We start from the raw sequence: 21,895 nt of genomic DNA, 5'->3' as shown, positions 1-21,895 counted from the left end.
TCTCGCCCCGCTGCGCCGTCGCCGTCTCCCCCCATCCCCTCCGACCGGCTTGTCAAACCAGAGGACGACTCATAGGATAGCGCTGTCCTACAGGCCACGGCAATCTCTGGAAAACGCTCGATCCGCCCGTGGCTGCCGTCGCCCCGGCAAGCCTCCGGGCATGAGTCACGACAACGACCCCGGGTCACGCGACAACCCCGTCTTGCGAATTGCTTCGGCCTCCGCGAAGGTGGCGCTATCCACCCAACGAGGTGACATATGCACACACCCATTCCTGCCCTGGTGATCATGGGCGTCGCCGGCTGCGGCAAGTCCAGCGTCGGCCAGGCGCTCTGCCAGCTCAGCGGCGCCACCTGCATTGAGGGCGACGCCTTCCACCCCGCGGAAAACATTCGCAAGATGAGCGCCGGCATTCCGCTGAACGACGAGGACCGCGACGGCTGGCTGGACGTCCTCTGCAAGGAACTGCGCCGCGCCATCGCTGCCGGGCAGCGCCCGGTGCTTTCCTGCTCGGCTCTCAAGCGCAGCTACCGCGAGCACCTGCGCAGCGCCGTGCCCGGAGTCGGCTTCGTCTACCTCGAACTGACGCCCGCCGTCGCCGCCCGCCGGGTCGCCGAACGCCCCGGCCATTTCATGCCGGCGAGCATGATCGACAGCCAGTTCGCCACCCTCGAACCGCCTGTGGACGAGCCCCTGACCCTGGTCCTGGACGCCTCGCGCCAGGATATTCCGCAACTGGCCGCCGCCGCCCACCAATGGTGGCGCCAGCATGAGCCTGACTGACCTGGGCGATATATTTTTTAGCTATTTAAGATAGCGCTATCTAAAACTACTCAGCTCAAGAACAACAATAATAGGAGGCTTACCATGCCGGGCCTGCCCACAACGCCTTGCTGCTCACGATCCCGCTCCGGCGAGGTCCGGGACGCGCCCGGGCCAGATTTGCCGAAGAAACAATTAAGCACCGTTAAATTACGTAATAAACCCTACATAATCTTGACCTTAAAGGGTTGAAAACCTTAAATTTAAGTAAATTTACAACAATACACCTCAAGGTACGTACGCATGACGCCTTGTCATCGTTCGCAGAGCCCGTACGAAATGCCAGCAGCCAAGCCGACTCCGCGCGCCCATGAGTAAGCGCATGCCACTGTCAGCCCGAACGCCTCTGGCGCCCCACGCCCTCTCCCGGCACGCCCGCATGCCGAAAGCCGGGGCACAGCCCACCGGCAAGACCTTCTATCGAATCCCAAGGCGCCCGGCCTGCCGGGCCTTCTTCCCCAGCCTCAGCCTCCCCAGGAGGGTCGCAACATGACTGCTACGCCCAAACCGCTGGTACTCATCATCCTCGACGGCTTCGGTCACAGTGACAGCCCCGCCCACAACGCCATCCACGCCGCCCGTACCCCGGTGCTCGACCGCCTGAACGCCACCTGCCCCCACGGCCTGATCTCCGGCTCCGGCATGGACGTCGGCCTGCCCGACGGCCAGATGGGCAACTCCGAGGTCGGCCACATGAACCTCGGCGCCGGCCGCGTGCTCTACCAGGACCTCACCCGCGTCACCAAGGCCATCCAGGACGGCGAGTTCTTCGACAACCCGGCCATCTGCGCCGCCGTCGACCAGGCGGTCGACGCCGGCAAGGCGGTGCACATCCTCGGCCTGCTCTCCGAGGGCGGCGTGCACAGCCACCAGGACCACATCGCCGCCATGGCCGAGCTGGCCGTGCGCCGCGGCGCCGAGAGGATCTACCTGCACGCCTTCCTCGACGGCCGCGACACCCCGCCGAAGAGCGCCCTGAGTCCCCTGCTGACCCTCGACGCCTGCTTCGCCCGGCTTGGCAAGGGCCGTACCGCCAGCCTGATCGGCCGCTACTTCGCCCTGGACCGCGACAACCGCTGGGACCGCGTTCGGGCAGCCTACGAGCTGATCGTCGACGGCAGCGCCGAATTCGCCGCCGAAACCGCCGCGGCCGGCCTGGAGGCCGCCTACGCCCGCGGTGAGAGCGACGAGTTCGTCAAGGCCACCAGCATCGGCGCGCCGGTCAAGGTGGAAGACGGCGATGCCGTGGTGTTCATGAACTTCCGCGCCGACCGCGCCCGCGAGCTGACCCGCGCCTTCGTCGAGAAGGACTTCGACGGCTTCGCCCGTAAGCGCGTGCCGCAGGCCGGCTTCGTCACCCTCACCCAGTACTCCGCCAGCATCCCGGCCCCTTGCGCCTTCGCCCCGGAAGCACTGACCAACGTGCTCGGCGAGTACCTGGCCAACCACGGCAAGACCCAGCTGCGCATCGCCGAGACCGAGAAGTACGCCCACGTCACCTTCTTCTTCTCCGGCGGCCGCGAGGAGCCCTTCGCGGGCGAGGAACGCATCCTGATTCCCTCGCCGCCGGTCGCCACCTACGATCTGAAACCCGAGATGAGCGCGCCGGAGGTCACCGACCGGCTCGTCGAGGCCATCGAGCAGCAGCGCTTCGATGTGATCATCGCCAACTACGCCAACGGCGACATGGTCGGCCATACCGGGGTGTTCGCGGCGGCGGTCAAGGCAGTCGAATGCCTGGACGCCTGCCTCGGGCGCGTCGTCGCGGCGCTGGAGAAGGTCGGCGGCGAGGCGCTGATCACCGCCGACCACGGCAACGTCGAGCAGATGGAGGACGAGAGCACCGGCCAGGCGCACACCGCGCACACCTGCGAGCCGGTGCCGTTCATCTATGTCGGACAGCGCCCGCTGCGCATCCGCGACGGCGGCGTGCTGGCCGACGTGGCGCCGACGATGCTGAAGTTGCTCGGCCTGCCGCAGCCGAAGGAAATGACCGGCCAGCCGCTGGTCGAGCCGGCCTGAGGCTCCGCCTCGCCGGAAGTGCTACAGCTTCATGGAGACACGGATGGCATGTCCGGGGCCATGCCATTCAGGACGGGGCGACCTTGAGCGCATCCCCGTCCTTGCACGCGGTGCCGCTGCCGATCCAGGCGGCGCCCACCGCACGCCCCGATCACAACAACAAGTCTTTGAAGGCGAACTCCCCCAGATGACAAAAACAACATCGCAGCGGGCCGCTGCACTTTGCATGCTTGCAGCCCTCCCCTTCGCCGGCATGGCGGCGGCGCAGACCTATCCGCTATGGATCGGCAGCTATACGGCCGGCCCCAGCGAGGGAATCTACGTGCACAGCTTCGACAGCCAGCACGGGACCATTTCCAGCGAACCGCTGCAGGTGGTGAAGACGGAAAATCCCAGCTGGCTGGCCTTCTCTCCCGATCGCAAATATCTGTTCGCAGTCAATGAAAACGGTCTGAGCCAGCGCGACATCATCGGCCGCGTCACTTCGTTCCGCGTCGACCAGGCCAAGGGCACCCTGGAAAAGATCAACGATGTGAAGTCGCTCGGCACCGAACCGGCGCACCTCAGCGTCAGCGCCGACGGCACGCACCTGTTCGTCTCCAACTATTCGGTGGAGGCCGACCCCGGCGGCACCCTGGTGGTGATCCCGGTGGACGGCGAAGGCCGGCTGCAGCCGGTCAGCCAGGTCAAGACCCACCGCGCCAGCCAGGTCCATCCCGAGCGCCAGCAGTCGCCCCATGTGCATTCGGCGGTCGAATCGCCCGATGGGCGCTATGTGTTCGCCCAGGACCTCGGCGCCGACAAGATCTACATCTATCGCTACGATCCGGCGGCCCACCCGGAGCATCCGCTCAGCGCCAGCAAGGAGCAGCCCTTCGTCCAGCTGCCCGAAGGTTCGGGACCGCGCCACCTGGTGTTCAGCCCGAGCGGCAAGCAGGCCTACGTGACCCTGGAGATGCAGGGGACGATCGCCGTCTTCGACCATGCCGACGGCAAGCTCACGCTCAGGCGGACCGTCCCGCTGGCTGCCGAGGACTTCAAGGGCCAGAACAAGGCCGCCGCCCTGCACGTCTCGCCGGACGGCCGCTTCCTGTATGCGACCAACCGCGGCACCGCCAACCAGCTGGTGGTCTTCAGGATCGATCCGGACAACGGGGACCTCGGTCTCGTCTCGCGTCACTCGGTGGAAGGCGAGGAACCGCGCGAATTCACCTTCGATCCGAGCGGCCGCTTCATCCTCGTCGCCAACCAGAACAGCAACGCGATCGTGGTCATGGAGCGCGACCCGGCCACCGGCCAGGCGGGCAGGATCACCCAGACCCTGCCCTTCCCTTCGCCCTCCGATGTGAAGTTCACCACCAGCCCCTGAACCCTCGCGGCCGGCTTGTCTGACAGGCTGGCTGCATCCCTCCCCCGCCCAGGATCCGCGAAACCGCGGATTCACGGACGGGCGGCAGACCGGCGCAAGCCACGTCATCATATGACGCCATTCACAAGGCCTTGCCCCAGGCGCCCTTTTCCGGGGCAGACGACGACAATCGCGCAAAGCCTGCCAGCGACCCTGACGCAATGCTGCCCAACCGAAGCGGACTGGCTTGCGCACAACAACCAAAGCAGCCCATCAGCCAGCACATTCGATAGCAGCGCCCGCCACGCGGCGTTGACAAAGGCGCCCTGCCCTGCCGATAATCGATCCATGTCATACGACGACGTATGACAAAATTCAAAAACAACAATCCGAGCGGTTCCAGCCATGCCCCATCCAGCATCCAGCCCCGTCCTCGATCGTCTCCTGCTCACCGGCGCGGCCGGCAACCTCGGGAAGGTCCTGCGGGAAAGCCTGCGCCCCTATGCCCGCATCCTCCGTCTGTCCGACATCAGCCCGATGGCGCCGGCTGCCGGCGACCATGAGGAAGTGGTCACCTGCGACCTGGCGGACAAGGCCGCGGTCCATGCCCTGACCGAGGGCGTGAACGCCATCGTCCACTTCGGCGGCATCTCGGTGGAGCGGCGCTTCGAGGAGATTCTCGAGGCCAACATCCGCGGCACCTTCCACATCTACGAGGCGGCGCGCCGGCACGGCATCCGCCGCGTGGTGTTCGCCAGCTCCAACCATGTCATCGGCTTCTACAAGCAGAGCGAGAAGCTCGACGCCGGCGTCGTCCACCGCCCGGACGGCTACTACGGCCTGTCCAAGGCCTACGGCGAGGACATGGCCAGCTTCTACTTCGACCGCTACGGCATCGAGACGGTGAGCATCCGCATCGGCTCCTCCTTCGACGAAGCGCAGAACCGCCGGATGCTCAGCACCTGGCTGAGCTATCGCGACCTCACCGACCTCATCGGCCGCGCGCTGTTCACCCCGAATGTCGGCCACACCATCGTCTACGGCGCCTCGAACAACCGCGACCAGTGGTGGGACAACCGCCTGGCCGCGCACCTGGGCTTCGAACCGCAGGACAGCTCGGAGATCTTCCGCGCCAGGGTCGAGGCCCAGCCGGCTCCGGCAGCGGACGATCCGGCAGCGGTCTACCAGGGCGGCGCCTTCACCGCGGCCGGCCCCTTCGACGACTGATCCGCTCCGCGCACGCGCCCATCACGACAAGAGACAGCGCCGCCATGCAAGCCGAACTCGTGCTCGACGCCCGCAACGGCACCGGCGAAAGCCCGGTGTGGAATGCGGTCGAACAGGCCCTCTACTGGGTCGACATCCCCGCCCGCCGGCTGCACCGTTGGCGCCCGGCGGACAACGCCGCGCAGAGCTGGGAAACCGGCGAAATGCTCGCCTGCATCGCCAGTCACCCGGCGGGCGGCTGGCTGGCCGGCCTGGAGAGCGGCCTGTTCCACCTGCAGCCTGGCGCCGATGGCCGCCTTGCCGCCAGCCGTCTGGCCGACATTCGCCATGCCCGGGATGCGCTGCAACGACGGCCGCTGCGACCGCCAGGGCCGCTTCTGGGTCGGCAGCATGCACCTGGACATGGCCGCCGGGCATCGCGCCGGCATGCTCTACCGCTTCGTCGGCGAAGCCGGCGGTGCACCGCTGCTGCCCTGGCTGGACGGCCTCGTCGCCCCCAACGGCCTGGGTTTCAGCCCCGACGGGCGGACGATGTACCTGTCCGACTCGCACCCCTCGGTGCAGGCCATCTGGGCCTTCGACTACGACCCGGACGACGGCGTCCCGCACAACCGCCGGCTGTTCGTCGACATGCTCCGCCATCCCGGCCGTCCCGACGGCGCGGCGGTGGACGAAGACGGCGGCTACTGGATCTGCGCCAACGACGCCGGCCTGGTCCACCGCTTCACCCCCGACGGCCGCCTCGACCGCTCGCTGGCCGTGCCGGTGAAGAAGCCGGCGATGTGCGCCTTCGGCGGCCCCGGCCTCGACACCCTGTTCGTCACCTCGATCCGCCCGCAGGGCGTCGACCTCGCCGACCAGCCCCTGGCCGGTGGGGTGTTCGCCCTGCGCCCGGGCGTTCGCGGCCTGGAGGAACCCGTGCTCCGGGGTTGAGCCAGCCCCGGCAACTCCGCAACCGCTCCAACAAAAACAATCAGGAGACTCGCTTCATGATCGGCAAACGCAACAAGCCATTGCTCGCTCTCCCGCTCGCCTTCCGCCTGCCCGGCTATCCCGCGAGCCCGCCCGACTAAGTAACCGATCGGAAAGCTTCCTGAACTCGTGCTGCTCCGAACTGCAATCCCCGCATTTCGGCGGCCCGGATGAGCATGCGCAGAAAAGAGGGCGAACTCTTTTTCTGCGAGTCCTCATACCGGCAATACAACAAAAACAACTGGGACAAAGCGATGACAGCTCAGATTGCTCCACCCCAAACAACCTTGATCGGCAAATACCGATGGGTTATTTGCGCACTTCTGTTCATTGGCATTGGTATCAACTATATCGACCGCCAGATGATAGGCATCCTCAAGCCTACCTTGCAGGCCGATCTGAAGTGGACTGAAACCGATTACGCCTCCATCGTTTTCTGGTTTCAATGCGCCTACGCCATTGGCTTTCTGACTTTCGGGAGAATCATCGACCGGCTCGGCGTGCGTGTCGGCTATGCGATTGCCTTTACCATTTGGACAATTGCCACCATCGGTCACGGCCTTGTCCACACAGTCGTGCAGTTTGCCATAGCACGCTTTACCCTGGGATTTGGCGAGTCCGGCAGTTTTCCGGCCAGCCTGAAAGCCGTTTCGGAGTGGTTCCCGCAGAAGGAACGCGCCCAGGCTACCTGGCATCTTCAATGCCGGTACCGCGATGGGGCCTATCATCACGCCACTGCTCATTCCGGCCATCACACTGGCCTGGGGCTGGCGTGCGGCATTCATCTCCATCGGAGTAGTGACGTCCCTGTGGCTGGTCGCCTGGTTACTGGTCTATCGCCGCCCGCATGAGCATTCGAAGGTAGGTGCTGCGGAACTCGCGCATATCCGCTCCGACGATGCACCTTTCATATCCTCGGAAACCACCGCTCCGGTGAAGGTATCCTGGCTCAAGCTCCTGACGTTCAAGGAGACCTGGGCCTACGCTCTGGGGAAATTCATGACCGATCCGATCTGGTGGCTGTATCTGTTCTGGCTCCCGGACTTTCTCGGCAAGACTTACGGCCTTGACCTGAAAACCTTCGGCCCGGCACTGATTGCCACCTACATTTTGGCGGACGCCGGCTCGATCATTGGTGGCTGGGGCTCTTCAAGACAAATGAAAGCCGGCCGCTCCGCGAACGCGGCACGAAAAACCACCATGCTCGTCTGCGCCTTCATGGTTGTACCGATCATCACCGCTCAGTTCGTATCGAATGTGTGGCTTGCCGTCCTGATCATCGGCTGCGCCGCAGCGGCACACCAAGCCTGGTCGGCCAACTTGATGACCTTGCCGTCGGACCTTTTTCCAAAAGAGGCCGTAGCCTCCATTATCGGCATAGGGGGTACTGCCGGAGCTATCGGCGGAATGCTGATGTCGACTTACAATGGCTACATTCTGGAGGCATTCAAGTCTTACCAGCCCATCTTCATAGTGGCTGGAACCACTTATCTGATAGCGCTTCTTGCCATCCATACACTAACTCCGAAGCTGAAACCTGTGCCGTTGGAAAAAATGCAAGCGAAATAGAGCAAGTGTCCCCCGGTAAAGCCGGGGGACTTACTAAGTCTATCGAAAGTATTGTCATATTGAGAGACAATACCCCGATGAAATGCAAACGAAACTCCGATGGTCGGGCAATCGACCACCACTCCCTCCAGGTCATGCGTCAACAGGCGATCAAGGCCGTTCGCGAAGGGCAGACCGTCCAAAGCGTGGCGGCCGCCTTCGGCGTCAATATCCGCAGCGTCTTTCGCTGGCTGTCCGACTTCGCCAATGGCGGACAGAACGCCCTGCTCGCCAAGCCGGTTCCCGGACGTCCGCCCAGGATCAGTGCCGAGGAAGTGCGCTGGCTGGCACAGGCCGTTCGGGATCACTCGCCGCTGCAATACCGCTTCGAATTCGGCCTGTGGACCCTCTCGCTGATTGCCAAACTGATCCGCCGCCAGTTCGGCAAGACGCTGTCACTGTCCGCCGTGAGCCGAGTCATGAAGCTGCTCGGCTTCACCGCGCAAAAACCCTTGTATCGCGCCTGGCAGCAGGATGCAGCGCTGGTGCGCCAGTGGGAAAACGAGACCTACCCGGCGATTCGGGCCGAGGCCCGTGCAGCGGGGGCAAGGATCTACTTCGCGGACGAGTCGGGCCTGCGCTCCGACTACCATGCCGGCACGACCTGGGCACCGCAGGGGGAAACGCCGCTGGTCGAGGTGACCGGCCGACGCTTCTCGGTGAACATGCTGTCGGCGGTCGGGACGCGCGGCGAGTTCCGCTTCATGCTGCACGACGGGACGGTGACGGCCAGCGTGTTCCGCGAGTTTCTCAAGCGCCTGCTGATCGGTGCCGAGCAGCCGGTCTTCGTGATCGTCGATGGCCATCCGGTGCACAAGGCCCGGCTGGTCAGGGCGTTCGTCGAAGAACAGGCGGGGCGCCTGAAACTCTTCTATCTGCCCCCGTACTCGCCACAGCTGAACCCGGACGAGCAGGTCTGGGGGCACGTCAAGCGCAGTGTCTCCAGGCGTCTTGTGCAGAACCGGGAGGAAATGAAGAAGTTGGCCCTGGGCGCGCTGCGCAGAATCCAGAAGTTGCCGGAGCTGGTGAAATCGTTTTTCCGCCACCCGGACTGCCGATATACAGCAGCATGACATTACTTTTTAAAAGATTAGTATATTTCTGGCGGTCGCCAAATAAATACAAATGCAGTATCCGATCATTTCGGCAAGGCGTTGTCATGTTCCAGGTACCTGAATTGAAGTTTTCCTGAATTTGCTCCGCTCTGGACTGCCCATTCCCCGCACTTCGGTAGCCTGCATGGCGATGTGCAGGAGAACTATCGCCGGCAACACGGACAAGTTCTCCCTGCCGGCGATCCCTTTCTTCGTGTCGGCCGGCGCGAGCATGGCCGAGAGCGACCTGTCCCGCCCCCGCCGGGTATTTTCATGTTTACGCTCTCGGAGGCCTCCATGCTGATTCTGCAAGACCGCCTGACCCGCCTGACCCTGGCCCCGGAAATCGGCGGCAGCCTGGCCGGCTGGCAGGTGCTGGATTCCGGCCGACCCCTGCTGCGCCCGGCGTCAGCCGACGACCTCGCCAGCGGCAGCCCGCGCCGGCTGGCCTGCTATCCGCTGGCGCCCTGGTCGAACCGCATCGACCGCGGCGGTTTCGCCAATCCGGGCGGCTGGCTGGCGCTGGCGCCCAACAGCCCGGGCGAGCCCTGTCCGATCCACGGCAGCGCCTGGCAACAGCCCTGGACGGTGGCCGAACGGGAGGCACAGCGCGTCCGACTGGTGCTGGACAGCGCCAGTCCCTTCCCCTACTGCGCCGAGCAGCGCATCGGCCTCGACGAGGGCCGCCTCGACCTGGAGCTGGAAGTTCGCCATCTGGGCGATACGCCGGCCTGGTACGGCCTCGACCTGCCCCCCTATCTGCCGCGCACCCAGGCCACCCGGCTGCAGGCGCTGGCGAGCGGCATCTGGCACGAGGACGGCCGCCGGCTGCCCGAGCGCTGCATCGACCTGCCGGCGGAATGGGACTTCAGCGAGCCGCGCACCCTGCCGCAGGTGACAGTCGACCATGCCTTCGACGGCTGGGACGGGCGCTGCCGCATCCTCCAGACGGATGCCGGCTATGCGCTGGAGTGCCGGGCCGAGGGCGCCGGACTGTTCCTGCTCTACACCCCGCAGGAGCGGGACTTCTTCTGCTTCGAGCCGGTCACCCATCCGATCAATGCCCACCACCTGCCGGGACGGCCCGGGCTCCGACTGCTGGAGCCCGGGCAGCGCCTGCGCCTGGGCTGGTCGATGCACTATCGCCCCTGGTGACTCACTTGCCGATCAGGATCAGCTTGCCGGTCTGCGGGTCGCGGTAGACCTGGCCGACGCTCTCCAGGCCCTGACCGGCGGCACCATCGAGACTGTCCGGCAGGCGCGGCAGCTCGCGACCCTGCTCCACCGCCACCGGCTGGCGCTCGGCCCTGAGCTGGGCCAGCAGGTCGGTGCGCGCGGCCAGGGCCACCAGCAGGCCGCAGGCGAACACCAGCATCAGGTCGACCAGATTGGCCACCGAGCCGAGCGGGTCGGTGTCCACCTCGTCGAAACGACTCGATCGCCAGCGGCTCATCGGGCGCCCTCCCGTTCGCACTCCATGGCATCCAGCAGCTCGTCGTACCAGCGCCGGCGCAGGCGACCGAGGACGAAGCCGGCCATGCCGCCGAGCAGGCCCATGACGGTGGCGTCGAAGGCCACCCGCATGGCCACGCCGAGCACCTTGAGGTCGCCGTCGCCGAGCGCCGCCAGCCCTGGGCCGAGCGGAATCAGGGTGCCCATCAGGCCAAGGATCGGCCCCAGCCGGGCGATCAGGTCGGAACGCTCCAGACGCCGCCGGGCGCACCGCTCGACCTCGGGGGCCGGCAAGCGGCGCCAGCGCGCCAGGCCGCCGAAGCGCTCGCCGCAGGCCACGCCGACATCCCAGATCGCCAGCGCCAGCAACGCCAGCATGGCGACGGTCACCGGCTCCAGCAGCCAGCCGACCAGGTGGTGAATCCAGGCGAAGATCGCACTGTCCAGCATCGTCACACTCCTTTCGCAACGCGCGGGCCGCGCCCGCGCCAGATTCCCAGACCGAGCAGCAGCACCAGGCCCGCCAGCGCCAGCCAGAGGCGCTCATCCGCCGCCTGGGTCGCGCCTTCCCCCGCATCGGCCTCCGCCTGCGCGCCCTGTTCGGTCGCCTCGTCCTGCGCCGCCGGCTGTAGCTCGCTGAGCGTGCTCGGCGACGGGGCCTCGGACGCCGGCAGCTGCGCGGCCTGCAGGCGCCGTTCGAGGCCGGCGCGCAGTTCGGCCGGCAGTTGCGGCAGCAGCCACTGCAGCATCGGATGATCCGGCCGGGTATGGCCGCTGCCCGGCAGGCCGTGGGCGCCGACCAGACGGGCGAACTGCTCGCCGAGCTGCTGGACGGTGGCCTCGTCGGCCTGCCAGAAGCCCTTGTGGATCGCCACCAGCATCAGCGCCAGCATGTTGCTCTTCACATGCACGTTCTGTCCCTGTTCGAGGAAGTCGTCCAGGCCGATCTGGTAACGGTCGTCGAGGTACACCGCCTTGACCTCCTGCCAGGCGCTGTCGCCGATGATCTCCGGGTTGGTCACCTGCCAGCCCCAGAGGTATTCGAGGAACTCGCTGCCCATGGTCCGCGCGCCGGCGTAGTCGTGGCGCATCAGCGCCTCGATCCAGGCCGGGTTGAGGAAGCGCCCGCGCAGCTCGGCCAACAGCGCCTGCGCCAGCGGCTGCAGGCGCACCTGGGCCGGATCGTTGTGCCAGGCGACGAAGTTCTCCGGCACCTGCCCGGAGAGCTGCTCGACCGCCAGACTCAGGCCGCCGAGGTAGTCGAAGGCGTCATTGTTGTCCATCAGCCCGTAGAGGTTGCTGGATCGGCCCAGGTAGGTGCGCCGCACCTGTTTGAGGTTGTCGGCGAAGGCCTCCTGCGCCGCCTCGCCCTGCTGGGCGAGGCCGTAGGCGTGGCCCATGCGGGTGACGTAGGCGCGGGCCAGTTCGCCGCGCTCCTGCCAGCTGCCGGAGCGCTCGACCAGGCGGTTGATGCCGGCCCCGTAGGCGCCGGGCGCCACGCCGAACAGGCGCAGCGCGGCCAGCCGTCCGGCCTCGGCGGCGGACAGGCCGGTCTTGAGCCGCCCGGCGGCGTCCTCCACCCAGTGCGCCGCCACGCGGTTGCCGTCCAGGCTCTCGTTGCCGCCCTCGCCCATGCCCTGCAAGGGCGCCAGCGCCTCGGCCAGCGCCGGGCGCAGGGCCGGATAGTCGCGGCGGATGCGCTCGGCGGAGGCGTTCAGGGCCAGCAGCACGGCGCGCTCGAGCAGCGCCAGCTGGTCGGCGTAGAGGTCGCGGAACAGCCCGGAGGTGGTGAACAGCAGGTCGCGGCGCTGCTCGCCCGGCGCCAGCTCGCGCAGGCGGATGCCTTCGACGATGCCGCGGCTGTTCCATTGCGGCTCGACGCCGAGCAGGTCGAGGCCGAAGGCGATCATCGCGCCCTCGTCACGCACCGTGTCCGAGGCCCAGAGGATCACCGCCTCGCGACCGTCCGCCGGCAGCGGACGCGCCCGCGCCTTGGCCGCCATTTCGCTGCCGATGCGCCAGCCGATGCGGCTGGGCAGCAGGCTGCTGTCGAGGGCGTGGAAGTTGCGTCCGGTGGGCAGCGCCTCGGGGGTGCGGATCGGGTCGTTGCCCTTGCCGGGGGCGACGAAGCGGCCGCCCAGCGCATTCAGCAGCGCCGCCATCTCGGCCTTGGGCGAATCCACCAGCGCCGGGCGGAAGGCCTCGCCGCCCGCGCCCATCGATCTGATCAGGGTGTCCACCGCCTCCTGCCGCCAGGGCTTGCCGAACACGTGCAGGCCCATGGGCATGAAGCGCTCCTGGATGGCGGTCAGGTAGTGACCGAGCTCGTGCACCAGCAGGTCGTCGTCGGCCTGCTCGAAGCCGATCCCGCGTGCGGCCAGCGGCTTGGCCATCGACTGGCGCAGCTCCGGCTCCAGCCCGGAGCTGCCGATCAGCCGGCGGATCTCGGCGATGGTGGCGCGCCGCGCCGGACCGTCCACCTGTCCGCTGCCGGCCTCGAAGCTCTCGATCAGCTGGCGCAGGCGCAGCAGGTCGTCGTACAGCGGGGTGGCTACCAGCGGCGGCGTCAGGTGGTCGATCATCACCGCCAGGCCGCGGCGCTTGGCCTGGATGCCCTCGCCGACGCCGTCGACGATGTAGGGGTAGATGCTCGGCAGGTCGCCGACCACCTGCATCGGGTAGTCCTCGTCGCTCAGCCCGGCGCGCCGGCGCGGCAGGAATTCGTAGGTGGAATGCCGGCCGAGGTGGATCAACGCATCGGCGCGGAAGCCGTCGCGCAACCAGTGGTAGAAGGCCAGATACTGGTGCGGCGGCGGGAACACCAGGTTGGCGTGCAGCAGTTCCTGGTCGATCTCCCAGCCGCGCGGCGGCTGCGGACCGACGAATACCTTGCCGAAGCGGATGCCCGGCAGCAGCAGGCGCTCGCCCTGCACCATCACCCGTCCCGGCGCCTCTCCCCAGCCGCGCAGACCCTCGATGCCGGTGGCGGCGAGCGCCTGCACCAGCGACTCGGCCTGCGCCCAGTCGGCCTGCCCCGGCGCCTCCAGGGCGGCGCGGTAGAGGGTTTCGAGCTGGGCCAGCAGGTCCAGAGCGCGCGAGCGCGCCGGGTGCACCACGCCGTCCAGCACGTGGTGCAGTTCGCCGGAGCCGTTCTCGTAGAGGCCGCGGGCGATCTCGCTGCGGCCGCTGTCCAGGGCGCGGCGCAGCTGGGCGTGCCAGTAGCCCAGCGGTCCCTGGACCATCTCCGCCTGCAGCGCCGCCGGCAGGGTTGCGAACCAGCGGCGGTAATCCTCGCCGCTCAGGCTCTGCACCTTGTCGGCCATGGCCGCCAGGGCGTCGCCCTGCTCCGGCAGATTGACGCCGCGCTCCTGCAGCAGGTCGAGCAGCGCCTCGGGCGAGGCCGGCAGCGGGCCGGTGTCGTAGCCCTCGGCTCTGAGCCGGGTGAGGATCTCGAACAGCGATTGCGGCACGTCGAGGTTGTCCGCGCCGATGTTGTGCCGGCCCGGCGGATGGTTATAGTAGACGATGGCCAGGCGCTTGTCGGCGTTGGCCTTCTGCTGCAGGGCACGCCAGCGCTGGATGCGCGCGGCGAAGGTATCGAGCTGGTCCGGCAGCGGCGCGGCGACGCCGAAACGGATGCCCGATAGCGGGTCCTCCTGGCGCTCGTGCCAGGCCGCCAGCACCGTGGCCTGACTGCTTCCCTGCAGTTCGGGCATGGCCAGCTGGTAGTGCACCTTGTCGCGCGCCAGACCGTCGCCGGACAGCTGCCAGCCGGTCTCGTCGCGATCCTCCAGACGCAGGCCCTTGAGCACCGGCACGTTCAGCTGCTCGAACAGCCCGGTGACCTCCTCGCGGCCTTCGCCGCCGCCGACCACGAAGTCCTGCAGCACGACGATGGCGGCGAGCGGCGGGTGGCGTCCCTCCTTCAGCCAGCGCACCGCCGCGAGCGAGCCCGGCCCCCAGTCGGCAAACAGGCTGACGCAGGCCAGGCCACGGCTTTCCAGGCGCTGGCAGAAGGCGTCGTTCAGCTCGCGATCGCCGGCGCGGTCGGCGCGGCCGTGGTCGATCACAGCGACCAGCGCGTCGCCGGAGTACGTCAGTTCGCCCTCGCCGCGCAGCGCACCATCCTGGTAAAAGCGCAGTGGCGGACGCGCCTGCACGGCCGGTACCGCCACGCCCTGATCATGCCGGGCCGCCAGCCAGGCCAAGAGGCCGGCGATGTTGTCGATGCCGCCGGCCTGCCAGTAGCTGCGCGCGGCGATCCATTCGGCCTGGCCGGGATGTTCGGCCTGCTGGCGGGCGATCCAGCCACCCAGCTCGCCCTGCGGACGCAGCCGGCCGAGGGTCTCGACCGCCTCGCGCGAGGCGAACAGCGGGCGCCCACGGCTGCGGCTGAGCTGCACCAGGGCATGCTCGCTGTGCATCAGAAAGCTGTCCGCCGGCGCGACCTGGCCGAGCAGCGGCCCCAGGCGCTCCACCTCGGCACCGAACAGGCCGACGCCGAGCAGCACCCGGCCCTCGCCCAGCCAGGCGCGCAGCGCCGGCTCGTCGAGCTCGGCGAGCTGCTCCGGGGTGCGTGCGCTGATCCGCCAGTGCGGATTGTGCTGCTGGAACTGCGCGACGGCGCCGGCGAACTCGGCGGCGCTGTAGCGGGAAACGATGGCGTTGAGCTGCGCCGCCGAGGCCCTGGGGGCAAGCAGCCCGAGCAGCAGGACCAGGCCGAAGCGGCGGAAGAGAAGAGGAAATGGCATGCCCTATCCCGGATCGAAAGGCGGCGGGCACGCGAAACGGACGCAGCGCCGGCGGCAAGACGCCGGAACGACCAGGGCTGGCGACCGCACGGCCGCCCACCGCGGCCTGCATCGGGAGAACGGGCTGGTGTCGGGCTCGGCCGTGAAACGGCCCTACCGTTGCGGGGGCAGCGTCAGCCTGGACTGACTTCCCATTTACCCCGGACCTTGATCCGGGCACCGCGTTCTCCATGTCGCCGGCCAGGGGCCGGCAGGGGCGCACCTTACGCGGCGCGTGACGGCCGGGCAAGCGCAATGCCTCGGGCTGACGGCCGGTTCGCCGACGGTTTTCCGACGGCCCTGCCGCGGATTATTGGCCGTCGCGCCCGTCCCTGCCTAATCTGACTTTGCTTGGGCGCGTTGTCTCGACAGGCCGCCGGCAGATTCCGAAGTGTCATCCCGGAGACCGATCCGGTGGAGCCAGGTCAGGATGGAACAACCATGAGCCGAGAATTCACGTTCAACGCCGGGTCCAGCTATCTTTCGCAGGACTCCGCCCTGCATCGCCTGATGGTCGAACTTCTGCAACGGGCAGACATCCGCATCGGCGGCAACCGTCCCTGGGACATGCAGCTCAAGGCTGGCGGAGTGCCCGAACGGGTCTTCGCCCAAGGCAATCTGGGGCTGGGCGAAGCCTACATGGAGGGCGCCTGGGAGGCGGAGCGGCTGGACGAATTCTTCTTTCGCCTGCTGTGCGCCGGCATCGACCAGCAAGTGAAACCGGCACGACTGATGTTTTATGCGTTGCGAGCGCGCCTGCTCAACCTGCAGAGCCGCCGACGCGCCTGGCAGGTCGGCGAGGCCCATTACGATCTCGGCAACGACTTCTACGAGGCCATGCTCGACCCGCGCATGACCTACACCTGCGGTTATTGGCGAAGCGCCAGCAGCCTGGCCGAAGCCCAGGAGGCCAAACTGGAGCTGATTTGCCGCAAGCTCGGCCTGGAGCGCGGCATGCGGGTGCTGGACATCGGCTGCGGCTGGGGCAGCTTCATGGGCTACGCGGCGGAGCGGCATGGCGTGCATTGCGTCGGGGTGACGGTTTCCCGGGAACAGCAGGCCTGGGCCCGGGAGCGCTACGCCGGCCTGCCCGTGGAGTTCCGCCTGCAGGACTACCGCGAGATCCAGGGCCGCTTCGACCGCATCGTCAGCATCGGCATGTTCGAGCATGTCGGTCGCAAGAACCACCGCCACTTCTTCGAGGTCGCCGCGCGCTGCCTGGCCGACGACGGCCTGTTCCTCCTGCACACCATCGGCAAGAACCAGCGCCACTCGACGTCGGACCCCTGGATCGACCGCTACATCTTTCCCAACGGCGACCTGCCCTCCCTGGGACAGATCGGCGATGGACTGGATGGCCTGTTCATCCTCGAGGACCTGCACAGTTTCGGCGCGGACTACGATAGGACCCTGATGGCCTGGCACGCCAACTTCGAGGCGGCCTGGCCGCGCTTCGCCAGCACGCTGGGAGAAAGGTTCCGGCGCATGTGGCGCTACTATCTACTCTCCTGCGCCGGAGCCTTCCGCGCCCGCAATCTCCAGCTCTGGCAGTACGTGCTGTCGAAGAACGGCGTACCGGGCGGCTACCAGCGCCCGCAACTCTGAGGCGAAGCCCCCATGGACGACGACCGCGACGACGACAAGCCCCTGACGTTCCGGCAGATGCTGCACAGCGTGCTGGCCGCCGCCCTAGGCGTGCAGAGCGGCAAGAACCGGACGCGGGACTTCTCCCAGGGCAAGCCCAGCCATTTCATCCTGCTGGGGGTGGGCTTCACCGTCCTGTTCGTGCTGGTCCTGGTCGGCGTGGTCAAGCTGATCCTGCATCTGGCCCAGGCCTGAACCGAGCCCCTTCCTCCCCTCATCGCAGAAGCCAGTTCGGAGCGGACTTGCACTTCGGAGTACTTCCGTACACTGTTCAATAACAAAAAACTCTAGCGTTATAGAAAAACATTACTTTTACGTATAACCCTGAACTGCTATCGTGACCCGCTCTCCGAAATGCGGTGCGCGGCCGTGCGCGCAGAAAAAGCAGTAAGCAGCCTGACCGACAGGACACTTCATGTACGTATATGACCAGTACGATCAACACATCATCGAGGACCGGGTCCGCCAGTTCCGCGACCAGACCCGCCGCTACCTAGCCGGCGAGCTGAGCGAAGAGGAATTCCGTCCGCTGCGCCTGCAGAACGGCCTGTACGTCCAGCGCTATGCTCCCATGCTGCGCGTGGCCGTACCCTACGGACTGCTGTCCTCCCGCCAACTGCGCAAGCTGGCCCAGATCGCCCGCGACTACGACAAGGGCTATGCCCACATCAGTACCCGGCAGAACGTGCAGTTCAACTGGCCGGAGCTGGAGGATGTCCCGGAGATCCTCGCCGAGCTGGCGACGGTGCAGATGCATGCGATCCAGACCAGCGGCAACTGCATCCGCAACACCACCACCGACCAGTTCGCCGGGGTGGCCCACGACGAGCTGGTGGATCCGCGCCCCTGGTGCGAGATCATCCGCCAGTGGTCCACCTTCCATCCGGAATTCGCCTTCCTGCCGCGCAAGTTCAAGATTGCCGTCAACGGTGCCGTGAGCGATCGCGCCGCCATCGAAGTGCACGACATCGGCCTGGAGGCCGTGCGCAACGGCACCGGCGAGCTGGGCTTCCGCGTCTCGGTGGGCGGCGGCCTGGGCCGGACGCCGATCGTCGGCAGCTTCATCAACGAGTTCCTGCCCTGGCAGCACCTGCTCACCTACCTGGACGCCGTGCTGCGTGTCTACAACCGCTATGGCCGCCGCGACAACAAGTTCAAGGCGCGTATCAAGATCCTGGTCAAGGCGCTGACGCCCGAGGTGTTCGCCGAGCGGGTCAATGCCGAATGGGCCCATCTCAAGGACGGCCCGAGCACCCTCACCGAGGCGGAAGTCGAGCGCATCAGCCGCTGCTTCGTCGATCCGGCCTACCAGCCCCTCGAAGCTCAGGACGCCGCCCTCGCCCGTCTCGACGCCGAACACCCGGGCTTCGCCCGCTGGCGCGCGCGCAACGTGGTCGCCCACAAGAAGCCGGGCTATGCTGCCGTGACCCTGTCGCTGAAACCCACCGGCACCGCCCCTGGCGACATCACCGACAAGCAGCTGGACGCCCTCGCCGAGCTGGCCGACCGCTACAGCTTCGGCGAGGTGCGCAACTCCCACGAGCAGAACATCATTCTTGCCGACGTCGAGCAGGCCCGCCTGTTCGAGCTGTGGGGCGAGCTGCGCGAGCTGGGTTTTGCCACCCCGAACGTCGGCCTCCTGACCGACATCATCTGCTGCCCGGGCGGCGACTACTGTTCCTTGGCCAACGCCAAGTCGATTCCGATCGCCGAAGCCATCCAGCGCCGCTTCGACGATCTCGACTACCTGTTCGACATCGGCGAGCTCGACCTGAACATCTCCGGCTGTATGAACGCCTGTGGCCACCACCATGTCGGTCACATCGGCATCCTCGGTGTGGACAAGAAGGGCGCGGAGTTCTACCAAGTGTCCCTCGGCGGCAGCGCCAGCCGCGACGCCAGCCTGGGACAGATTCTCGGCCCGTCCTTCGCCCAGGAGGAAATGGCCGAGGTGATCGAAAAGATCGTCACCGTCTATGTGGAAAAGCGCGTCGAGGACGAGCGTTTCATCGATACCTTCCGCCGCATCGGCATCGAACCGTTCAAGGAGCGCGTTTATGCAGCGAATCATTAAAAACGGCCAGGTGATCGACGAAACCTGGCACCTGCTGGACAAGGACGCCACGCTTGATGGCCTGTCCAACTCCGACGATCTGATCGTCCCTCTGGCCCTGTGGCGCGAACATGCCCACGCCCTGAAAGTCCGCGATGGCGGCTTGGGCGTGTGGCTGGATAGCGATGAGGAAGTGGAGGAAATCGCCGAAGAGCTTGGCAACTTCAAGGTCATCGCTCTGAACTTCCCCAGCTTCACCGACGGCCGCCATTATTCGAGCGCCCGCCTGCTGCGCGAGCGCTATGGCTACCAGGGCGAGATCCGCGCCATCGGCGACGTGCTGCGCGACCAGCTGTTCTTCATGCAGCGCTGCGGCTTCGACGCCTTCGCCATCCGCGCGGATCGCGATCCCCACGACGCCCTGCAGGGCCTGCAGGATTTCTCGGTGTGCTATCAGGCCGCCGCCGATCAGGCGCCCCTGTTTCGCCGCCGTCAGGCCTGAGGCTCGTCCCGCTCAAAAAGAAGCCCCGCTTGGCGGGGCTTCTTTTTTCCGATCACTGGTAACGACTCTGATTCAAACGCTCCCACCAGTTCAGGAGAATGCGGTCCACAGCCAGAGCAGCCCCCAGGCCAAAACGCTCCGGCAGGCTTTTTTTCTCGGCATAGTGCAGTTGAAACAGCTCCGCATTCCCAGCCTTCTCTGCCAGGTACTCGTCACTGGTCATCAACTCGTCGACCAGCCGCTTCTCCAGTGCGCTCTGCCCGAGCCAGATCTCGCCGGTAGCGATTTCGTCGATGGACAACTGCGGCCGGTAGCGGGCAACGAAGTTCTTGAACAGTTCATGGGTAGTTTCCAGGTCCTCTTGGAACTTCTCCCGACCTTTCTCGGTGTTCTCACCGAATACCGTCAGGGTGCGCTTGTACTCTCCAGCAGTGAGCACCTCGAAATCGATATCATGCTTTTTCAGCAATCGGTGCACGTTGGGCAACTGCGCCACTACACCGATGGAGCCGAGAATGGCGAAGGGCGCGGAGAGAATCCGCTCGCCGATGCAGGCCATCATGTAGCCGCCACTGGCCGCCACCTTGTCGACGCATACAGTCAGCGGCACCCCCGCCTGACGAATACGGACCAACTGTGAGGCAGCCAGGCCATAGCTATGCACCAGGCCTCCACCGCTCTCCAGACGCAATACGACTTCATCCTGGGGACTGGCCATGCTCAGCACGGCAGTCACCTCATGACGCAGCTTGTCGGTGGCGGAGGCTCGAATGTCCCCATCGAAATCCAGCACGAAAATCTTGGACTTTTCCTTGCCCTCCTTGCGTCTGCGCTTCTCGGCCTTGGCCTCGGCCTTGCGTCGCTCCTTCAGACGGTCTTTATCCAGTACCGCCTGTTCCAGACTTTCACGCAGGGATTTGTAGAAATCATTGAGCTTGTGCACTTCCAGATGTCCATCGCCCTTGTGGCGACTCCTGCTGCGCAATGCTGCAATGGCGACCAATATCACCAGAATAGCCACCAGCACTGTCAGGGTCCTGGCCAGAAAGCCTGCATAATCGAGAAGAAACTCCACAGCCATCCCCTTGATTCAATACGCACATAAAACGCCCGGTTTCGAGCGCTGTCGAAGCCTTCAAGCATACCGAGAGGGTTATGCCCCGACCAGCATAATAGAAGGAAGCAAAGTTTCCATGGACGCCGCAGGACCAAGCATTGACAGTCTTCCACTAGGCCTTCTAACCTCGGGAAAAAAAACAATAACCACAAGGATAGGGACGTGGGCAGCATCTATTTGATTCGACATGGCCAAGCCTCGTTCGGCACCTTGGATTACGACGTGCTCTCGCCCTTGGGCAAGCGCCAGGCCGAAATACTTGGCGCTCATCTGAGCCGCTTGGGGGTCGGCTTCGATCGCTGCATCAGTGGCTCGCTCAAGCGCCAACAGCACACCGCCAGCGCAACGCTGGAGCAACTGCACCTAGCCGGCATGAAAACCCCGGCAATAGAAACCGATCCCGCTTTCGATGAGATCAATATCGACGCAGTGCTCCAGGCCCATCTTCCAGACCTGTTTCCCGCCCATCAGGATCTGCAACGAGCCCTGCAGCAGGCAGCCGCACAACCGAGCAGTTTCCAAAGGCTGTTCGGCCAAGCCATCGAACAGTGGATTTCCGGCAAGCACGAGAAAGCAACACTGGAAAGCTGGAACAGTTTCCGCGAGCGAGTTCAAGGCGGCCTCAATCGCCTGCTGGTCGATGCCCCGCCACAGGCACGGATTGCCGTATTCACGTCCGGTGGGCCCATCATTACCCTGCTCCACCTGATTGCAGGCATATCCGCCCACAGAGCATTCGAATACGCTTGGCAGATCGCCAATACATCGTTCAGCCAGCTAAGATTCCAAGGTAATGTAGTGACACTGACGTCTTTCAACAGCCATGCGCATCTGGAAATGATGCAAACGCCGGAACTAATCACTTATCTGTAATATTCCGCAGCTTTTGCGAACTGCACACAGCCCTACCTCAAAAGGATCAACAAATGACTTCTGTTGCCGACATCATCGAAACCATGAAATCCAGGTTTGATCCCAGTGCCGCCTCTGGCCTGGACTTGATATTCCAGTTCACAATCAAGGATGCCGACAATCATTATCTGGTGGTCAAGGATGGTACCTGCGAGGTTCACCACGGTGATGCTGACGAGCCCAATGTCACCCTGCTCATGGACAGCAAGACCTTCAAAGGCATTACCACCGGTGAAATAGGTGGCATGCAGGCTTTCATGTTCGGCAAGCTACGCGCCGAAGGTGATGTGAAGTTGGCAATGAAGCTGAGCGAGCTGTTCCCGTTCTGAGTC

General features: G+C 65.6%; 18 protein-coding genes, 1 pseudogene and 1 riboswitch. Of the genes and pseudogenes, 15 read left to right on the top strand and 4 right to left on the bottom strand.

Annotated features, from left to right (window positions below):
* Positions 1-258 precede the first annotated feature (258 nt).
* The 9 genes and pseudogenes from ACG10_RS09695 to ACG10_RS09660 all read left to right on the top strand — a co-directional run bounded on the left by ACG10_RS09695 (position 259) and on the right by ACG10_RS09660 (position 10,248).
* A complete protein-coding gene (locus ACG10_RS09695) occupies positions 259-783 on the top strand; it encodes a gluconokinase (protein WP_089168056.1) in 525 nt (174 codons plus the stop codon).
* A 528-nt stretch (positions 784-1,311) separates the two neighbouring features.
* Complete coding sequence (gene gpmI, locus ACG10_RS09690) at positions 1,312-2,844, top strand: 2,3-bisphosphoglycerate-independent phosphoglycerate mutase (RefSeq protein ID WP_089168055.1); 1,533 nt, start codon at positions 1,312-1,314, stop codon at positions 2,842-2,844.
* 226 nt (positions 2,845-3,070) lie between these two features.
* The gene (locus ACG10_RS09685) at positions 3,071-4,213 is read left to right on the top strand and encodes a lactonase family protein (RefSeq protein ID WP_232487229.1); all 1,143 of its coding nucleotides are present in this window, start codon (positions 3,071-3,073) and stop codon (positions 4,211-4,213) included.
* A gap of 384 nt (positions 4,214-4,597) precedes the next feature.
* The gene (locus tag ACG10_RS09680; RefSeq protein WP_089168054.1) at positions 4,598-5,419 is read left to right on the top strand and encodes an NAD-dependent epimerase/dehydratase family protein; all 822 of its coding nucleotides are present in this window, start codon (positions 4,598-4,600) and stop codon (positions 5,417-5,419) included.
* A gap of 44 nt (positions 5,420-5,463) precedes the next feature.
* Positions 5,464-6,352, top strand: a pseudogene (locus ACG10_RS09675) (SMP-30/gluconolactonase/LRE family protein).
* Between the two features lie 209 nt (positions 6,353-6,561).
* On the top strand, positions 6,562-7,242 hold the full coding sequence (locus ACG10_RS24375; RefSeq protein WP_232487228.1) for an MFS transporter: 681 nt from the start codon (positions 6,562-6,564) through the stop codon (positions 7,240-7,242).
* Positions 7,127-7,960, top strand: a complete 834-nt coding sequence (locus tag ACG10_RS24370) for an MFS transporter (RefSeq protein ID WP_232487266.1) — start codon at positions 7,127-7,129, stop codon at positions 7,958-7,960. The genes ACG10_RS24375 and ACG10_RS24370 overlap by 116 nt, the downstream gene beginning before the upstream one ends.
* A 77-nt stretch (positions 7,961-8,037) precedes the next feature.
* A complete protein-coding gene (locus tag ACG10_RS09665) occupies positions 8,038-9,072 on the top strand; it encodes an IS630 family transposase (RefSeq protein ID WP_089168053.1) in 1,035 nt (344 codons plus the stop codon).
* A gap of 318 nt (positions 9,073-9,390) precedes the next feature.
* Positions 9,391-10,248 (top strand): aldose 1-epimerase, encoded by an 858-nt coding sequence (locus ACG10_RS09660; RefSeq protein ID WP_232487227.1) that lies wholly within the window; start codon positions 9,391-9,393, stop codon positions 10,246-10,248.
* A 1-nt stretch (position 10,249) separates the two neighbouring features.
* On the opposite strand, the gene ACG10_RS09655 is transcribed toward ACG10_RS09660, so the two are convergent.
* The 3 genes from ACG10_RS09655 to ACG10_RS09645 are packed head-to-tail and all read right to left on the bottom strand — an operon-like array spanning position 10,250 to position 15,296.
* A complete protein-coding gene (locus ACG10_RS09655) occupies positions 10,250-10,546 on the bottom strand; it encodes a DUF2149 domain-containing protein (RefSeq protein WP_089168051.1) in 297 nt (98 codons plus the stop codon).
* Positions 10,543-10,995: a MotA/TolQ/ExbB proton channel family protein gene (locus tag ACG10_RS09650; protein WP_089168050.1), complete on the bottom strand. Its 453-nt coding sequence runs from the start codon at positions 10,993-10,995 to the stop codon at positions 10,543-10,545. The genes ACG10_RS09655 and ACG10_RS09650 overlap by 4 nt, the downstream gene beginning before the upstream one ends.
* Positions 10,996-10,997: 2 nt before the next feature.
* On the bottom strand, positions 10,998-15,296 hold the full coding sequence (locus tag ACG10_RS09645; RefSeq protein WP_232487226.1) for a cobaltochelatase subunit CobN: 4,299 nt from the start codon (positions 15,294-15,296) through the stop codon (positions 10,998-11,000).
* Between the two features lie 106 nt (positions 15,297-15,402).
* Positions 15,403-15,535, bottom strand: a riboswitch (cobalamin riboswitch).
* 241 nt (positions 15,536-15,776) lie between these two features.
* Between ACG10_RS09645 and cfa the strand changes: the two genes are divergently transcribed.
* The 4 genes from cfa to ACG10_RS09625 all read left to right on the top strand — a co-directional run bounded on the left by cfa (position 15,777) and on the right by ACG10_RS09625 (position 19,534).
* Positions 15,777-16,940 carry a cyclopropane fatty acyl phospholipid synthase gene (gene cfa / locus ACG10_RS09640; protein ID WP_089168049.1) on the top strand — a complete coding sequence of 388 codons (1,164 nt, stop codon included), beginning with the start codon at positions 15,777-15,779 and terminating at the stop codon, positions 16,938-16,940.
* A gap of 12 nt (positions 16,941-16,952) precedes the next feature.
* Entirely contained in the window at positions 16,953-17,174 is a 222-nt protein-coding gene (locus ACG10_RS09635; protein ID WP_089168048.1) for a DUF2970 domain-containing protein, read from the top strand.
* Positions 17,175-17,394: 220 nt separating this feature from the next.
* A complete protein-coding gene (locus tag ACG10_RS09630) occupies positions 17,395-19,053 on the top strand; it encodes a nitrite/sulfite reductase (RefSeq protein WP_089168047.1) in 1,659 nt (552 codons plus the stop codon).
* A complete protein-coding gene (locus tag ACG10_RS09625) occupies positions 19,037-19,534 on the top strand; it encodes a DUF934 domain-containing protein (RefSeq protein ID WP_089168046.1) in 498 nt (165 codons plus the stop codon). The genes ACG10_RS09630 and ACG10_RS09625 overlap by 17 nt, the downstream gene beginning before the upstream one ends.
* Positions 19,535-19,586: 52 nt before the next feature.
* Here ACG10_RS09625 and sohB read toward each other — a convergent pair whose 3' ends face one another.
* The gene (sohB, locus tag ACG10_RS09620) at positions 19,587-20,609 is read right to left on the bottom strand and encodes a protease SohB (RefSeq protein WP_198319042.1); all 1,023 of its coding nucleotides are present in this window, start codon (positions 20,607-20,609) and stop codon (positions 19,587-19,589) included.
* 204 nt (positions 20,610-20,813) lie between these two features.
* Between sohB and ACG10_RS09615 the strand changes: the two genes are divergently transcribed.
* Both ACG10_RS09615 and ACG10_RS09610 read left to right on the top strand, forming a co-directional pair.
* On the top strand, positions 20,814-21,524 hold the full coding sequence (locus ACG10_RS09615; RefSeq protein WP_089168044.1) for a histidine phosphatase family protein: 711 nt from the start codon (positions 20,814-20,816) through the stop codon (positions 21,522-21,524).
* Between the two features lie 53 nt (positions 21,525-21,577).
* Positions 21,578-21,892: an SCP2 sterol-binding domain-containing protein gene (locus ACG10_RS09610; protein WP_039804396.1), complete on the top strand. Its 315-nt coding sequence runs from the start codon at positions 21,578-21,580 to the stop codon at positions 21,890-21,892.
* Positions 21,893-21,895 lie beyond the last annotated feature (3 nt).

The organism is Azotobacter chroococcum (assembly GCF_002220155.1).
Lineage (GTDB): Bacteria > Pseudomonadota > Gammaproteobacteria > Pseudomonadales > Pseudomonadaceae > Azotobacter > Azotobacter chroococcum.
The sequence above is the reverse complement of the archived record's forward strand: the minus strand, read 5'-3'. Positions and strand labels throughout refer to the sequence as shown.

What these genes read in the sequence shown, in the direction of transcription:
- ACG10_RS09655 (WP_089168051.1), bottom strand. Translation starts at nt 10,546, where the DNA reads ATGAGCCGCTGGCGATCGAGTCGTTTCGACGAGGTGGACACCGACCCG.
- ACG10_RS09610 (WP_039804396.1), top strand. Translation starts at nt 21,578, where the DNA reads ATGACTTCTGTTGCCGACATCATCGAAACCATGAAATCCAGGTTTGAT.
- ACG10_RS09660 (WP_232487227.1), top strand. Translation starts at nt 9,391, where the DNA reads ATGCTGATTCTGCAAGACCGCCTGACCCGCCTGACCCTGGCCCCGGAA.
- gpmI (WP_089168055.1), top strand. Translation starts at nt 1,312, where the DNA reads ATGACTGCTACGCCCAAACCGCTGGTACTCATCATCCTCGACGGCTTC.
- ACG10_RS24375 (WP_232487228.1), top strand. Translation starts at nt 6,562, where the DNA reads ATGAGCATGCGCAGAAAAGAGGGCGAACTCTTTTTCTGCGAGTCCTCA.
- ACG10_RS09650 (WP_089168050.1), bottom strand. Translation starts at nt 10,995, where the DNA reads ATGCTGGACAGTGCGATCTTCGCCTGGATTCACCACCTGGTCGGCTGG.
- ACG10_RS09665 (WP_089168053.1), top strand. Translation starts at nt 8,038, where the DNA reads ATGAAATGCAAACGAAACTCCGATGGTCGGGCAATCGACCACCACTCC.
- ACG10_RS09625 (WP_089168046.1), top strand. Translation starts at nt 19,037, where the DNA reads ATGCAGCGAATCATTAAAAACGGCCAGGTGATCGACGAAACCTGGCAC.
- ACG10_RS09695 (WP_089168056.1), top strand. Translation starts at nt 259, where the DNA reads ATGCACACACCCATTCCTGCCCTGGTGATCATGGGCGTCGCCGGCTGC.
- cfa (WP_089168049.1), top strand. Translation starts at nt 15,777, where the DNA reads ATGAGCCGAGAATTCACGTTCAACGCCGGGTCCAGCTATCTTTCGCAG.
- ACG10_RS09635 (WP_089168048.1), top strand. Translation starts at nt 16,953, where the DNA reads ATGGACGACGACCGCGACGACGACAAGCCCCTGACGTTCCGGCAGATG.
- ACG10_RS09680 (WP_089168054.1), top strand. Translation starts at nt 4,598, where the DNA reads ATGCCCCATCCAGCATCCAGCCCCGTCCTCGATCGTCTCCTGCTCACC.
- ACG10_RS09630 (WP_089168047.1), top strand. Translation starts at nt 17,395, where the DNA reads ATGTACGTATATGACCAGTACGATCAACACATCATCGAGGACCGGGTC.
- ACG10_RS09685 (WP_232487229.1), top strand. Translation starts at nt 3,071, where the DNA reads ATGCTTGCAGCCCTCCCCTTCGCCGGCATGGCGGCGGCGCAGACCTAT.
- ACG10_RS09645 (WP_232487226.1), bottom strand. Translation starts at nt 15,296, where the DNA reads ATGCCATTTCCTCTTCTCTTCCGCCGCTTCGGCCTGGTCCTGCTGCTC.